At 53.4% G+C, this 15,020-nt stretch carries 12 protein-coding genes, 1 pseudogene and 1 other annotated feature; of the genes and pseudogenes, 6 read left to right on the top strand and 7 right to left on the bottom strand.

What is annotated here, in order from left to right:
• Nucleotides 1-155: 155 nt before the first annotated feature.
• Entirely contained in the window at nucleotides 156-1,145 is a 990-nt protein-coding gene (locus JNE38_RS07685) for an oxidoreductase (protein WP_203356007.1), read from the bottom strand.
• Nucleotides 1,146-1,312: 167 nt separating this feature from the next.
• On the opposite strand from JNE38_RS07685, the gene JNE38_RS07680 reads away from it, so the two are divergent.
• Nucleotides 1,313-1,747, top strand: coding sequence for an Lrp/AsnC family transcriptional regulator (locus JNE38_RS07680; protein ID WP_203356006.1), 435 nt, complete (start codon nucleotides 1,313-1,315; stop codon nucleotides 1,745-1,747).
• Nucleotides 1,748-1,826: 79 nt separating this feature from the next.
• On the opposite strand, the gene JNE38_RS07675 is transcribed toward JNE38_RS07680, so the two are convergent.
• Nucleotides 1,827-2,771 (bottom strand): helix-turn-helix transcriptional regulator, encoded by a 945-nt coding sequence (locus JNE38_RS07675; protein WP_203356005.1) that lies wholly within the window; start codon nucleotides 2,769-2,771, stop codon nucleotides 1,827-1,829.
• A gap of 107 nt (nucleotides 2,772-2,878) precedes the next feature.
• On the opposite strand from JNE38_RS07675, the gene JNE38_RS07670 reads away from it, so the two are divergent.
• Nucleotides 2,879-4,069: an MFS transporter gene (locus tag JNE38_RS07670; RefSeq protein ID WP_203356004.1), complete on the top strand. Its 1,191-nt coding sequence runs from the start codon at nucleotides 2,879-2,881 to the stop codon at nucleotides 4,067-4,069.
• A gap of 75 nt (nucleotides 4,070-4,144) precedes the next feature.
• Here the strand turns inward: JNE38_RS07670 and JNE38_RS30565 are convergent.
• Nucleotides 4,145-4,327 (bottom strand): annotated as a pseudogene (locus tag JNE38_RS30565) (hypothetical protein); the annotation flags it as partial.
• A 254-nt stretch (nucleotides 4,328-4,581) separates the two neighbouring features.
• Here JNE38_RS30565 and JNE38_RS07665 point away from each other — a divergent pair.
• Together JNE38_RS07665 and JNE38_RS07660 are read left to right on the top strand one after the other, a co-directional pair.
• On the top strand, nucleotides 4,582-5,526 hold the full coding sequence (locus JNE38_RS07665) for a DMT family transporter (RefSeq protein ID WP_203356003.1): 945 nt from the start codon (nucleotides 4,582-4,584) through the stop codon (nucleotides 5,524-5,526).
• A gap of 26 nt (nucleotides 5,527-5,552) precedes the next feature.
• Nucleotides 5,553-6,416 carry an arylamine N-acetyltransferase family protein gene (locus tag JNE38_RS07660; protein ID WP_203356002.1) on the top strand — a complete coding sequence of 288 codons (864 nt, stop codon included), beginning with the start codon at nucleotides 5,553-5,555 and terminating at the stop codon, nucleotides 6,414-6,416.
• 20 nt (nucleotides 6,417-6,436) lie between these two features.
• On the opposite strand, the gene JNE38_RS07655 is transcribed toward JNE38_RS07660, so the two are convergent.
• The 4 genes from JNE38_RS07655 to tyrS form a co-directional block, all read right to left on the bottom strand.
• On the bottom strand, nucleotides 6,437-8,026 hold the full coding sequence (locus JNE38_RS07655) for an AMP-binding protein (RefSeq protein WP_238933585.1): 1,590 nt from the start codon (nucleotides 8,024-8,026) through the stop codon (nucleotides 6,437-6,439).
• On the bottom strand, nucleotides 7,996-8,847 hold the full coding sequence (locus JNE38_RS07650) for an SDR family NAD(P)-dependent oxidoreductase (RefSeq protein ID WP_203356001.1): 852 nt from the start codon (nucleotides 8,845-8,847) through the stop codon (nucleotides 7,996-7,998). Before JNE38_RS07650 ends, JNE38_RS07655 begins: the two co-directional genes overlap by 31 nt.
• A 20-nt stretch (nucleotides 8,848-8,867) precedes the next feature.
• Nucleotides 8,868-9,059: a DUF2798 domain-containing protein gene (locus JNE38_RS30560; RefSeq protein ID WP_275296714.1), complete on the bottom strand. Its 192-nt coding sequence runs from the start codon at nucleotides 9,057-9,059 to the stop codon at nucleotides 8,868-8,870.
• A 209-nt stretch (nucleotides 9,060-9,268) separates the two neighbouring features.
• On the bottom strand, nucleotides 9,269-10,528 hold the full coding sequence (tyrS, locus tag JNE38_RS07640; RefSeq protein ID WP_203355999.1) for a tyrosine--tRNA ligase: 1,260 nt from the start codon (nucleotides 10,526-10,528) through the stop codon (nucleotides 9,269-9,271).
• Between the two features lie 121 nt (nucleotides 10,529-10,649).
• Nucleotides 10,650-10,879 (bottom strand) — a binding site (T-box leader).
• A gap of 176 nt (nucleotides 10,880-11,055) precedes the next feature.
• Here tyrS and JNE38_RS07635 point away from each other — a divergent pair.
• Both JNE38_RS07635 and JNE38_RS07630 read left to right on the top strand, forming a co-directional pair.
• A complete protein-coding gene (locus tag JNE38_RS07635) occupies nucleotides 11,056-14,175 on the top strand; it encodes a GNAT family N-acetyltransferase (protein ID WP_203355998.1) in 3,120 nt (1,039 codons plus the stop codon).
• Nucleotides 14,162-15,019: an amidohydrolase family protein gene (locus JNE38_RS07630; protein ID WP_203355997.1), complete on the top strand. Its 858-nt coding sequence runs from the start codon at nucleotides 14,162-14,164 to the stop codon at nucleotides 15,017-15,019. The genes JNE38_RS07635 and JNE38_RS07630 overlap by 14 nt, the downstream gene beginning before the upstream one ends.
• The last annotated feature ends 1 nt before the right edge of the window (nucleotide 15,020 follow it).

Below are 15,020 nucleotides of genomic sequence, written 5' to 3'. Positions count from 1 at the left end.
CTGCTTTAAATGCAGCGTTCGAAGCGTGCAGAGAGGGTTGTTCCTTTCATGATGATCGCATACGTTTGTTTTTCTCACTAGTAAAAATCGGACATTTTTTTACATGGCATCTCGCTTGGGAAAGAGCCCATTCTGAGGCTTTGGCTATTATTCCCTTATTCTTCGTATTGGAGCAGCTTTTGGGCAAAGTGTGGATCTTCTTGCATAGGCCTCCCAACAGCGATGAAATCCGCCAACTCGTCTGCTAGAATAAAATTGGCCAGCTGTCCGCTGTGGATGCGGCCCACCGCGATGACAGGGACCTTTACATATTGTTTGATGACGGAAGCATACGGAACCTGATAGCCTGCCCCGTCAGCCAGCGGAGCGACGGGAAGAGTCCCCCCAGCGGAGACATGGACGGCATCGATGAATTCTTCCAGATAGGTCAAGGCATGTGCGACATCCACTGGAGTAAGGCCGCCTTCAGCAAAATCAGAAGCCGAAACCCGGATCTGCAAAGGATAGGCGCAGCCGACTTCCTCCCGAATCGCGATCACCACTTCACGGATGATGCGCAGCCGATTCTCCAGCGATCCCCCGTATTCATCCGATCGCAGGTTGGATAACGGCGAGAGAAATTGATGAAGCAAATGCCCATGAGCCAGATGGAGTTCGATTCCATCGAAGCCTGCCTGAACACTTCTTCTAGCAGCAAAGCGGAACTCGGAGATTGCCTCGCGAATATCTTTACTTGTCATTTCTTCCGGCACGCCGTAGAAGTCATCATAGGCGATCGCACTGGGGGCTACCAGCCGATCGACGACTTCGGGCCACGCCTTCCTCCCGCCGTGAGTGAGCTGGATGAAGATCGGTGTATGCTCTTCATGTACGGCCTCCACGATTCGGCGCAACGGCCCCGTGTGCTCGTCAGTGAATATACCAATATCGTTGGGGTAGAGACGTCCATTGGCCGAGACCCCCGTAGATTCGATAATAACCAAGCCCACGTGTTTGGCCCGATCACGGTAATGCTTCACATGGTAATCGGTGGGCATCGCTTGGAGTGTACCCTTGTTTTGCTGCATCGGTGCCAGGATGAGGCGATTTTTCAGTTGAACGTTCCCAATATTCATGGGGGATTGCAAGGTTACTTTTGATTTCATCGCATGGTTCCTCCTCAAGAGATCTGTTTGCTATACCTACATGGTAATCAAAGAGGAAAAACGAATACAGACGAAACCAAAGGCATTCATTACCGCATACTTTGAATTCATAGGCATTTCTCAGGAGTCATTTTGAATTCAAATTTCATGGGAAAAGGAGTGAAAACATGGATCAGATTGATCTGAAAATACTGGAGGCTCTTCAGCAAAATGCACGGATCTCCTTCTCTGAATTGGGAAGATCCATTAACATGACACAGCCCGCCGTTTCCGAGCGTGTACGCAAGCTGGAGGAAAAAGGCATCATCGACTCGTATCGGACGATTGTATCACCAGAGAAGCTGGGAAAAAGCATCACGGCATTTATCCTCGTCCAAACCAACAATTGCGATCGTCTCACTGCATTCGGCAATCAATCAGACGACGTGGTCGAGATGCATCAGCTCAGCGGTCAATTCAATTTCATGCTGAAAATCCAGACACACTCTATGCAATCATTGAATGATTTCTTGTCACAATGCAGCCAATACGGATTTACGTCTACGATGACGGTGCTGTCTACTCCGCTTGCTTTTAAAGGGATTACCGGTGAAGTGGGTTGAAAGGGAGACGAATCGAATAGAAAAGGGCAGTGGCAGCCGCGGACTCAAAATTGAGGTCTTCGGCTGCCACTGCCTTTATTCATTGGTATCTGCCCAGCATCTCGGAGAGCTTCCTTCTGATCGACTCTTTCAACTCCGCCGGTTCCTCCAAGAGGACCTCGTCCCCAAGTCCGATAAAGAACTCCGTATAAAAAGGAATGTCGCTGCGGGACACCTCCTTATCGATCGCGCCGCTTCCGTCTTCACGCACTTGCAGCATCGAAGCCAGCCACAGTTCTGATTCGCAGCGCTGGACGCCTGCTCGGCTCAGCTCCGCACGGAGGCGGACAGGCTGTCTTGGCTCAGCAGCCTCCCGCCGACTGAGGCTGACATCTTTTAGATCGAACGGTTCCGTGCCAGACGCGTCAAGCTCTGCCTCTCGAATCCGGTCGCACCGGAACACTCGGAAGCCCTGGCGCAGGAAGCAGAAGGCCGTACAATACCAGAAACCGTTGTGCGCATAAATGCAGACCGGCTGAATCCGGCGGTCATTCGCCCCCTCCTCCTTCGACTCGTATTTGACCAAAAGCACCTTCCGATGTACGGCCGCATCAAGAAGAGTGGCCAAGCAAGGAGCATCACTCCGCCTTGTCGGCGTGATGAAGTCGACCCGGTCTTTCATGCTGTCGATTCGATCCCTTACGTCCCCGGGCATATGGAGGTAGAACTTGTTCAACGCGGAGGCGGATTCCGTTTCGAACGGCAGCGAGGAGTAATGCCGCAAGGAGTGCACTGCGAAGAACATCGCTACGGCTTCTTCCTCCGTGAATGCGATGGGAGGCAGCACCCTTTCCCTCAGCACCTGATAGCCCCCATTCGGACCAACTTCCGAATAAAGAGGCACGCCCAGCTCGCTCAACTCCTGCAAATCCCTTAGGATCGTACGCTTGGAGACCCCGAATTCATCTGCGAGCTCCTGAACCTTGAACCGCCGCTTTCGGTTGACGGTCATCATCAGTTCCATCAGCCTTTTGGACTTGGGCATCCTGACCCCCCTTTATTTAAAAACAAATAAATCGATGACAGGTTCTGTCACCATTATGTCTTACGATAGACACAGCAAGCAATACGAAACCACAGGAGTGATTGACATTGCGCAAATATACCGCACTATTCTTCCTCATCATGTTCATGATTGGAACGGATACCTTCCTTATTTCGCCCTTGCTCCCGACATTGCAGACTCAATACGGCGTATCGACGGGAATCGCCGGGTGGATGATTGGCTCCTACACGCTGGGCTCGGCCGTGTTCGCCTTGATCGCCGGGCCTCTGTCCGACGGCTGGAATCGCAGAACCGTACTGCTCGGCGGCTTGCTCGGATTCTCCGTCTCGACGATCCTATGCGGCTTTGCGGACAGCTTCTGGACCATGTGCCTGTTCCGCATCCTTGCCGGCGTAAGCGCGGCGTTCACGGCTCCCCAAGTGTGGGCGTCCATCCCGGCGGTCATGCCGGCTGCCAGCGTCTCCAAGACAATGGGGATCGCCTTCGCGGGTCTCGCCGCTGCCCAAGCGCTCGGGGTGCCAATCGGAAGCTGGCTCGCGACAGCCAATTGGTCCGTTCCGTTCTGGACGATTGGATTCGCTTCGCTGCTGTTAGCCGCCTCCGCATTCACCTTGCTGCCCGACATGAAGCCTGGCGCGAACCAGGGTGATCGGACGTCGATCCTTCGCAGATATGTCCCGCTAATCGCGAGCGGCAAGGCAAGGAGCGGCTTTTCTGCCTACCTTCTCCTTCACTTGGGGAGCGGTACCGCATTCGCTTTCGTTGGCAAATGGATGGCTGATCGCTTTGAGCTTCCCATCGGGCAGATCGGTACCGTGATGATGTTTCTCGGATTCGGCACTCTGCTAGGAAGCATGATTAGCTCTTATGTCACCCGAAAGCTGGGCGATGCCAACGCTGTCGCAGCAGGAATGTCGCTGCTCGTGATACTCTACACGATTATGCCTCATCTAGCGAACCTCCAGCTCGTGACGATCGTCTATCTGACCATTTTCGCGACACTCGGGATTATCTTCCCGATTGTCATGGGGGCGCTCACTTCGCTGAACGCCTCCATCCGGGGAACGATTTCCAGCCTGGCCAACTCGACGATGAACGGCGCGAACACGCTCGGCGCATGGTTTGCCGGCTTGCTCTATGTCCACCTCGGCGGCTATTCGTCGCTCGGCATCTTCTCGGCAGTCTGCCTGGCGCTCTCGCTCGGGATTTTCCTGTACGGGGGCGTGCTAGGGAGAAAAACGGCTCGTACAGATCAAGAATCGACATCCACTTCGTAATAGAGCTTCAAGACAAATAAAGGCAGCGGCAGCTTTGGACTTGAAATAATGTCCTCAGCTGCCGCTGCCACTTTTTCAACTGCGACTCGCCTTTCTCGTCACCCGCGGCTCATCCAGCACGACGCGATAGTCGACGATGTTTCCATATCGATCCGCTTCTATCTTACAGCAGCTGTTCATCCTTTCTTTGACCAGCTCTCGCCCTCTCTGTACTCTCGATTTAGCTCCTGAATAGGAGATGCCCAATTGTTCACTCAGGAAAAGGTCTTTCCGATCCTGGATGTGCTCCGCCAGATGTGTGACGAGAAAGAAAAAAGCAAAGCAGCTCTTTGGAAGCTGCTTTGCTTTTCCTCATTTCCTCATGGCACGCAATTTTCCCTTTCCAAAAATGCTCGATGAGGATTGACACGTTACCATAAAGTCACATATATTAAGAGTGACCTTTTAGTCACGTATTTATTTGTCTGCGGGCGACAAGTAACCCTTTTTTACATACGAGGAGGATGCATGCAATGGGAGAGAGAACTGGTAAGCTTCCCTACATTCTTGCTGTGATCAACGCTGTCATCATCGGGCTTTCTTTTCTGCTGGTCAAATTGACCCTGCAGTACGCAGCCCCGCTCGATACGCTGACCTACCGCTTTGCCGCTGCTTTTTGCATCATGATCATCCCGATTGCAGCTGGTTTCGTCAAACTGAACTACCGAGGAAAACCTCTCCATCTCTTGCTCTTGCTGGCCACCTTTTATCCCGTCGGCTACTTTATGCTGCAAACGTATGGGCTTCAGTTTGCGACTTCAGCAGAAGGGGGAATCATTAGCGCCTTTACACCCGTAGCTACGCTTGTCCTCGCCTCCATCTTTTTGGGAGAAACGACAACACCGCTGCAAAAGCTCTGCATTCTCCTCTCAACGGCTGGCGTTTCCTTCATCTTTGTGATGAAAGGCAGCAGCATCGATCTGTCGCAAACATCCGGGATCGTGCTGCTTGTCGCAGCTTGCATCGTCTTTGCCGGTTACAGTGTGCTGGCGCGCGTGGTGACGCGGCATTTCACCGTGGCCGAGATCAGCTGCTTCATGGTGGGCGCCGCGTTTGTCTCACTGCTGCTTTACTCGCTCTCAGTTCATTCGTTCTCGGGAACGCTGCCTGCATTTGTCTCGCCCCTCACGAATGCCACCTTTGTTGCATGCATTCTTTGCCTTGGAGCCGTTCAGCTGGTGACCGCTCTCTTGGCCAATTACATTCTCTCCCGAATAGAAGCGTCCAAAATGAGTGCGTTTGCCAACCTGTCGACGGTCGTTTCCATCGCGTCAGGAGCCTTTTTCCTGCAGGAGACCGTCACCTGGTACCATCTTCTCGGCTCTTTTCTGATCATCGCGGGGGTGATCGGTTCGAATGTCGCGCTGAGTCGACGCCGATCCGCCACTTACCGCAAACAGCTGGAGAGTCAAGCATAGAAAGAAACTGAATGAGGTGAAAAGAAATGCTGACGAACGCTGAAAAAACATCCTACTTGAAAAGACTCGGAATGGAGGACATCCAGCCTCCCAGTCTCTCTTACCTGTTCGCGCTCCATAGAGCGCACGTCGAGCTCATCCCCTGGCAAACGATCGACATTGTAAACGGCACCCCCGTTTCCATCGCTATCCGAGATTCCGTGCAGCTGATGATGACCGGACGCAGCGGTTATTGCTTTCACTTGAACGGTGCGTTTGGCGCTCTCCTGCACTCGCTTGGGTACCACGTCTCCTGGCATCGGGCAGGCGTACAACCCATGGGGCAAGAGCCTCGGATCAATTCCTTTCACCTCGGTCTGACCGTCAACCTGACAGACGAGAAGGGAGAAGTGCAGCGCTGGATCGTCGATGCTGGACTCGGGGATATGCCTTTTGAGCCCCTCCCGCTTCGCAAGGGAACGTACGACCAAGGTCCCCTCCAGTACAAAGTCACCGCATCCAGCATTGCGAAAGATGGATGGCGGCTCGAACACGATCCTCTCGCCTCCTTCGTCGGTGTGGATTACGCCCCGGTGGCCGCGGATAATCTGGAGGAGTTCTTTCCGAAGCACGAATTTTACAGCCGATCGCCCGATTCTCCCTGGATCGATCTGTTCCTGGTTCGGCACAGGCATGCCACGGGGAGCAATGAGCTGCGGGGATGCGTGTGGAATCGGCGCGAAGGCACCACCACCGAAAAGATCGAGTTGCACACGAAATCGCAATGGCTGGATGTATTGGCGGAGGTGTTCGGTGAACATTTGGTTGCCTACAGCAAGCTGGAGAAAGAAGAACTATGGAAGAGAGTGCACTCGCTTCACGAAGCCTGGAAAAAAGGAAAGAACGCATAAAGCAGGAAGACCCCAGGGAATCACTCCACTGGGGCTTCTTTTGCTTTCCACTCTTTCAGCCGCTTCTTGTCCCGTTTCCCCAAATGGGTATAGGACATCTGCGGAACGAAAACGATCTCTTTGGGCATGTGATACCTGGCCACTTGGGGACGAAGCCATTCCATCAGTGCCTCTTGCGTCAGGACTGCGTTTGGGGCAAGCTGTACGATGGCTTTCAATCTTTGTCCAAACACTTCATCGCGAATCCCGACCACAGCCACGTCTTCGATGAAGGGATGGCGGGCAAGGACGTGTTCCAGTTCACTGGGATAGACGTTTTCCCCCGCTGACACAATCATCTCATCCACACGCCCGGACAAAAAGTAATATCCGCGAGAATCCCTGTACCCCAGATCGCCAGTCTCTATCCATTGCTGCTTTCTCTTCGCCAATAAACCGCTCTTTTTCAGGCACAATTGGCCGACTTGTCCCACAGCCGCCTTCTTCTTGTGAGCATCCAGCACGTGAAGACGCACCCCTTTTATTTTCCTGCCGACCGTACTTCCGGACCTATGCAAGTCTGCCGGAGTCGCTACGAGCAATAGACCTGCCTCCGACGTTCCGTACAGATTGTAAAGGACTCCTCCCAGCTTGCTGAGAACGTCCCGTGCGAGCTTTGCACTCAGCTCTGCACCGCCTGATGCAATGCATGTGAGGGACTTCAAAGCACAGGCGTCGTGCCTCAGCATTTTATGCAGCATCAAAGGGACGACGCTGATCACCTCGACATCATGCTTCTGTACGAGTTCGCAAGCCTTTGCGGCATCAAAGCCAGAGGTCAGGACGATCTTCTTTCCGAGCGCGATCCACAAAAACAAGAGAGCAATCCCGTAGCCGTGAAAAATAGGAGTAGCGATGTAGGCCGTGCGGGATGAAAGCAAGGGAAGCCGACTGAGCAATGCAGAAAAGGGAGGGAGGTAATGGAGCAAGGTAGGCTTGTGCGCGACTTTTTTGGCCGTCCCCGTCGTCCCGCTGGTCAGCAGCATGATCCTGCCCGAAGAGGTTCTTCGAGGCCCATCCCCCTCCCAATCGCTACGATGGAGCATATTGCTGATGGCCGGCAGGTGATCATGATAGCTATACACCCGTACCTTCGTATAAGACTGCTCCACCCAGTCCGTAAACACCGCATCGTGGATCAGCAGATCAAAATCATGTTCGTTCACCCATTGCGCGAACTGCCTTCTGCTTACCTCGGTAGGAAGCAAGTAAAGATCTGCTCCAGTTTGGGAAACCGCAAAAATGGATTGGACCAGCGCCGCATGGTTGTTGCATAAGAAGCCGACTTTCATGCCGCCGGTCAGTCCGTACCTTCGTCTCAAAACGATGGAGAGCCGCTCTGACGAAGTGAGCAGCTGCCGGTAGGTTAGCGCTTCCCGATCATCGACCAAGGCAATTTGGTGACCAGCCCTTTTCTTTGCCAACTGCAAGAGAATCATGACATTGACGCCATGGCGGAGCATCGATGCGAACAGCCGAAACAGCCCCGGCAAAGAGAGCAGCCTCAGCTTGCACAAGACCTCGAGCAAACAGACGAACTTCACTGCTTCCTCCCCCTTTTCTCGAGCCATTTCGGGGCGCTCCATTCCCAGAGGCCTCTCCCGAGGATCGAGGCGAGCTGGCCGAAAATCAGCCACCACGGCATGAACCTTTTTTTCTTGGTGTACATGGATTTGGCGATGATTTGCGCGACGTGATAAGGGCTCATGGCAGGCATGTTTTGATAAGCGGCAGTAGGAAGGATCATGGGTGTTTTCACCAAGGGGAGGTAGATTGAGGTAGTCGCAATCCCCTTTGCATTCAATTCCGGTCCGACCGATCGGAACCACGTGTCGAATGCCGACTTCGATGCTTGATAAGCCGCCCACTGAGGAAGAGGCAGCAGCGATGTGTTGATGGTAGAGATTTGGATGATGTGGCCCTGGTTTTGCCTCAGCGTCGGGATGAGAGACAGGAGCAGCTGGACGGGAGCAAAGTAATTGATTGCCATCGTGCGCGTATAATCATGATAACGGTCCAGGGAATCCCAGATGGAACGCCTGATCGACAGGCCCGCATTGCTCACTACGATATCCACCCCAGCAGGCAGCTGGCGAAGAAAGGTGAGAAAGCCCTCCATCCGCTCTTCGTCCCGGAGGTCTGCAGCATAAACGCTTACCCTGGCAGCCCCCTTTTCGATCTCGCGCTTCATCTCTGCGAGCTTCTCTGCTCTCCTCGCCACGAGGATCAAGTGAACAGATAGCGGCCCCAGCAAATAGGCTAGATGCTCGCCAATCCCCGAGCTGGCCCCTGTTATGACTACCGTCTTGCCTTGCAGCGCTGACTCCAGTCTCTTCCTATCCAAATGAGTAAACAAAAACAAAGCTCGTTCCCACATGGTATACGAATGCACCCACATGCTCTCCTTTACAATCAATCACTTTCGACAAATGTGATTTTTCTCATTACTTTCCGGATGATTTTTGGGAAAACATAGGCCGCAGGAAATGCAAACACAAAAGCAATTCCCCATGATTTCAACCAGTTCAGAAACACGAAATGACGAAAGCCGATGGAAACCAGCATCATAAAAAAAGAAATGAGGCAAGACATCCCAAAAGCCATTAAAAAGGTAAACACGATGTTCTCATACTTTTTGTTAATCTTCAAAACAACCATCCTTTATCGTTATTGCAAGCTTGCTTTTTCGCTCCCCTGCTTCGGAAGGGCGACGACTTCATCCATTATACCATCTCTGCCAAGCCGCAGAGCTTTCCGCTGGAATGGAAAAAAGCCTCCCTCTGAATAGGAGGGAAGCCTTTCGTTCCTGTATGCTAGGAGATTTTCACCAAGCTGTAGTTTTTCTTCCCTTTGCGGATAATGATGAAGCGCCCGCCAATCGCCAAATCGGCTGTCACTTCGAGTCCCAGGTCGCTGATGCGCTCGCCGTTCATCGAGATCGCGCCATTGTTGATATCCTCACGAGCTTGGCGCTTGGATGGCTCAATGCCCAAATCCACGAGCCAGTCGACGATATTTTTCGCTTCCTTCGTGGCTTCAAAGGTCGGCATTTCTTTAAAGCCTTGCTCGATCTCGTCAGCAGTCAACGATTTGATGTCACCGGTGAACAGCGCAGCGGTAATGCGTTTTGCCTGCTCCAGCATCTCCTCGCCGTGGACGAATCTCGTCATTTCCTCTGCCAGCGTTTTTTGCGCCTCGCGTTTGTGCGGCTCAGTCTGCACCTTTTCTGCCAGCGCGTCAATTTCCTCTTTGGAGAGGAACGTGAAGTATTTCAAGTATTTCACGACATCACGGTCGTCCGTGTTCGCCCAGAACTGGTAGAATTCGAATGGCGTCGTTTTGTTCGGATCCAGCCAGATCGCTCCTCCGGCAGTTTTTCCGAATTTCGTTCCATCCGATTTCAGCATCAGAGGAATCGTGAGGCCGAATGCTTTTGAGTCGTGTCCTTCTTTTTTGCGGATCAAATCCAGACCGCTCGTAATGTTGCCCCATTGGTCCGAACCGCCGACTTGCAGCTGTACGTCTTCATGCTTGTATAGATGCAGGTAGTCGAGCGACTGCAGGATCTGGTAGGAGAATTCGGTAAAGGAGATGCCGCTTTCCAGCCGGCTCGCTACGACATCTTTGGCCAGCATGGAGTTGATGCTGAAGTTTTTACCGTAATCCCGCAAAAATTCGATTACGTTGATCTTATGTGTCCAGTCGTAATTGTTGACCAAGCGGATCTGATTGTCGCCTTCTGTCACGAACAGCTTTTTCATTTGAGCAGTCAGGGCATCCACATTCTCCTGGACTTGCTCCAGCGTTTGCAAGGAACGCTCTGCCTGGCGTCCGCTCGGATCCCCGATCGTACCGGTAGCGCCCCCAATCAAAATGACAGGACGGTGGCCGGCAAGCTGGAAGCGTTTGAGCACCATGAAAGGAATCAAGTGACCGATATGCATACTGTCGCCGGTTGGGTCTACCCCGCAGTATACCGAGATCGATTTTTGGTTGGTCAGTTCGCGCAGACCATCTGCATCCGTCTGCTGGTTGATGGCGTCGCGCCATTCAAGCTCGTCGATAATGTTCACAGCTATACACTCCTTCAATTCATGCGCTTCGTTGATAAAAAACCTCGCCTAGCCAAGCGATTGGAACGGGTGGTTTTTCGATCAGACAGGAAAATAAAAAATCGCCCCAGTCTACTTTAGACATAGGGACGATTGATTAACCGTGGTACCACCCAGATTGCACGAATGGGACATACGCTTCTCGCGCGCCATTCCTGCCACTTTAAGCGAGCTATCGTTCGCCATTCCGCTCAGCATTACCCGAGATACTCCAGAGTGTAATTCGCCAGCTGAGTGTGTACCGGGTTCCATCACCCCCGGCTTTCTGAAAACAGGGACTTAGCTGCTACTGGGCTCTTTCAACGTATATCGCATATTAGATTAGAGATAGAATAATGAATTAGGACCTCAATGTCAACCTCCATTTGATTTTCCCTTTCATTTTCCGCTCCCATCTCCCTGCCCAACGGGAGAAACCGAACCCTTCACTCATTCGTACAACCTAGCGGAATCCAATCATTTCCAAAGAAATCGAGGTGCAAGCATACATGGAATCAATCTCGATCGTCTCCTATGGTCCGGAATGGGCACAAGCCGTTGCGGAAATGTGGAACGCCAGCCGGGACAGCTGGGGCGGAGGAAACTCGATCACGACGGCAGAACAAATTCGTCAAGAAGAGGCAAGCTCGGATGCACTGGCTGTCTACTTGGCGATCGCCGGTGACAGGGTGGTAGGCTACTGCAGTCTGGCTGAGTACCGAGAAGACACCGGAGCCCTTTACATCCCCTTGCTCAATGTGCGGCCTGAATACCACGGAAAGAAAGTGGGGCGCCTGCTGCTTGCACGCGTGCTGGATGAGACCGTCAAGCTAGGGTGGCCGCGACTCGATCTCTACACCTGGGCAGGAAACACCAAGGCCGTTCCCTTGTATAAAAAGTTCGGCTTTTTCTGGGAAGACCGGGACGATTCCACACATCTCATGAACATGATTCCGACGGTGCTGCGGACAGAAGCCCTCGCCCCCTATTTCGAGGAAATCGACTGGTATCAAGATTCTACCAGAGAGATTGTGGTAGAGCCGGACGGACGAAAAGATAACGGCTTTGATTACTTCACCTACTCCTGGGAAAAAGGAGAAAAGCGCTTGCGTGTGGAATTCGAGCGGCTCGGTCGGGGGATGCGCCTCATCGAGACAGAGGATTATCTGTTAGCTGCCGAGGCGGAAAAACCGCAGCTCGTCTTTGGGCAGCAGTACCAGATTCACTATCGGATCATCAATAAAACCGGCAAGCCTCTGCACCTTTCCATGAAGGGTGAATCGAACGAAACGATCCGCTTTGATTATCAGCAGGAGCTGGAGGTTACCGGTGAAACGACGCTGTCCGCAACCTTCTTTGTAGACGCGATCGCCGAAGAGCAAAGCGTCTGGCGCACGCATCCCCGGGTCAGCACGCACATGAGGATCAACGGAAAAACCGCTTTGTTCCAAGTGGGCATTCTCCCCAAGTTTCCGGCTTCCCTTTCCCTGCAAGTGCCCGGCTTCACCTATCCCGGTCAGACGACGCGTTTTTATCTGGATGTAGAGAACAGCTTCGCGGAAGAAGCGGAATTTTCATTCGAGCTCCCTTCGCTCCCCTTTCTCGACATCGATGTCAAGCGCCACACCCTCCGACTGCAGGGGAAGGAGCGCCTCTCCCTTCCGCTTACGGGGACTTTGCATGAATACGGCTTTTACGGGGGAGATGTGCATGTAGAGGCGAAGCTTGCGAACGGCGCCTCTGTGTCCTTTGTCAAAAAGATCGGAACAGCCTTTGCCGGATTGGGTGCCTTGCTGTCGGGAGAAACCGAACAGAGCTGGCAGATTCACCATGGTCATCACGCTCTTTACCTGAGCAAGGACGACAACGAGATGACCGTCTACAGCGGAGCAGGCGGAGAACCGACTCATTTCACCTACCCTAAACTAGGCAAGCCGTATTCCAGCGAGTTTTCCAAAAAGCGCGCCGAGCAGGTCGAATGTATCCATGAAAAGGGCGCGATCGGGCTTCGCGTCCATTATCGCTCTGGGGCATACCCGCATCTTGCGTTGATCGGGAACACCCTCCTGCTTGGCGATGGCACAGTGGAGCACGGATTCGTTTTGGAAAACGTCTCCGCAGACAAGCCGGCTGCAGACATATGGATCAGTCAAGGCTTTGCCCATCCCTTTCACCGCCCCGTTCTCCCTTATCAAGGCCGCTATGTAGAGACCCCCTCCTCCTACGGCAGCGATCTGGATTACTGGGACGGGGAGCTGATTACGGAAAACTGGCTGTTCGCAAGGGACGAAACCGCCTCCTGGGGGATGTGCTGGCCCCCGGAATACCGCATTGATTTTCAAGGCTGGTATACGTCTCTAGAAACCAGCATCGACTTGCTGGAGCCCCGAGGGAAAAGGACGTACGGCCCCATCTTTCTCTCGCATGGCGGCTATGCCGACTGGAGGGAGTTCCGTGCCTTTGCCCGCAAAGAAGCTTTGCCGGAAGACCTGACTCTGACATCCCATCTGGAGCTGCTCGCCAATGAGCAGAATCCGTTTGTCGGCAGCGAGGAAATCAGCGTAGTGGTGAACGAGCACAAACAGCTTTATCTGGATGGCGAGCTGACGGCGTCACTGGCGAGCGAATCGGGTCGCGGTCAAACCCGACGTTTTGCCGAGGCGGATGAAAAGACAGAAGCCAGCTTCTCCTTTGTCACTCCGGACCGGGCCTATGAGATCGTCCAGGTAGACGGGCGTTTCGCCACTCATGAAACTCAGCTGCGCACTGTCATTTTTCCACTCGGCAGCGAAGCAGTATTGCAGGAGATCGTAGAGGAGAGCGGCAAGCAAATTTTGGTGGCCGACAATGGTCCTGTGCGGATCAAAGCCGCTCCAGACTTTTCCCCATCCCTCTACTCACTCACCTGCAACGGCCAAGAATGGCTGGCCAGCTCCTTTCCCGAGCCCAAGCCAAAATCGTGGTGGAACCCTTGGACGGGTGGGATCGGCAACCAGGTTGAGGAGCTGAGTGCCTTTTCTCTGTTGAAGGAAGAGCGATCGGCCTCATTCGTCCAGCTGACCGACAACCGGCAAAATGCATGGCAAGGAATCAAGCTGACCTATCACGTGAAGAAACAGGAAAAGCTTCGCGGGCTGACCTGCCATCAGTATTACTTGCTGCTTCCCGGGGTCCCCGTCCTCTGCCACACATCCGAGATCGTGCAAAATACCGGGACGTACTTTGCCGACACGAGCTGGTCGACGGATATCTTTTTGCAAACAGAGGATCCACAGGAACACGTATGGCTGAAAACCGTCGGCGCGGACGGCGAACAGCTGAGCTACACGCTCGCTCAAGGGGAATTGTCCATCGTCGAGTCGTCGGATTATATCGTGGGCGCAGCTTCCCGGAAGGAGCAGCTGCAGATCTTGACGGATCTGGATACCGCAGACCTGGGCGTTTACGCCAACAAAGAGGTGGCTGTCGCCTCCGTCGTACGTAACCTGCATCTGCCGAACAACAGCGCGACCTTTACCCCGCCCCTCTTCTTCCTGTTTGCTGACAAGACGATTCCGGCGGATGCTCTGTCTGCTTTGCGCGCAATCCGATTTGTCCATGAAGGGAGGGTTCCAAATGAAAATCATTGATGCCCATATGCATTTGTCCCATATCGAGGAGTTCAAACGGACGGCAGCAGAAAAGTCGTTTGTCGATTACTCCGCCTGCGGAATCCTTCAGGAGTATGCGGAAAATGGCGTGGTCCTCGGGATCGGCATGGGATTGACGGAAAGCGTGCCGGAGGGATTTCCCGATGCCGAGGCAGTCACTCCCATGGGACTCGACCTGACAGAGGAGCTCCCGCCGCAGCTCGTCTATTGCCTGGGTATCAACCCGTTCAAGCTGGATGCGGCTGCGCTGGCTAGGATGGAAGCTGACCTGCAGAAGCCACAAGTGGTCGGACTCAAAATCTATCTGGGCTACTATCCGTTCTATGCCTACGATAGCGTCTATGACCCCGTCTATGCGCTGGCGGCCAAGCATCAAGTGCCTGTCGTTTTCCATACGGGCGATACGTATTCGGAGCGAGGGCTGCTTAAATACTCCCATCCGCTCACGCTCGACGAGGTCGCAGTGAAGCATCGGGAGGTCAATTTCATGATGGCCCATTTTGGCGATCCGTGGGTGCTGGATGGGGCAGAGGTCGTGTACAAGAATCGCAACATGTTTGCCGATCTTTCCGGCTTGATGGTAGGTGACGCTGCCAATTGCAAGCGACTGAAGGACTCCCCTGTCTTTTTCGCCCATCTTCGCCACGCGATCACCTACTGCGATCATTATGACAAGTTTCTGTTTGGAACCGACTGGCCCCTTGCTCCTGTGAAGCCCTATCTGGAATTCGTCCGGGAGCTGATCCCTCCTGAGTTTCACGAGGATGTGTTTTACAAGACGGCGCTGAAGGTGTTCCCCAAGATCAAGCCGTTGGTGGAGTAAG

The organism is Brevibacillus choshinensis (assembly GCF_016811915.1).
Lineage (GTDB): Bacteria > Bacillota > Bacilli > Brevibacillales > Brevibacillaceae > Brevibacillus > Brevibacillus choshinensis_A.
The sequence above is the reverse complement of the archived record's forward strand: the minus strand, read 5'-3'. Positions and strand labels throughout refer to the sequence as shown.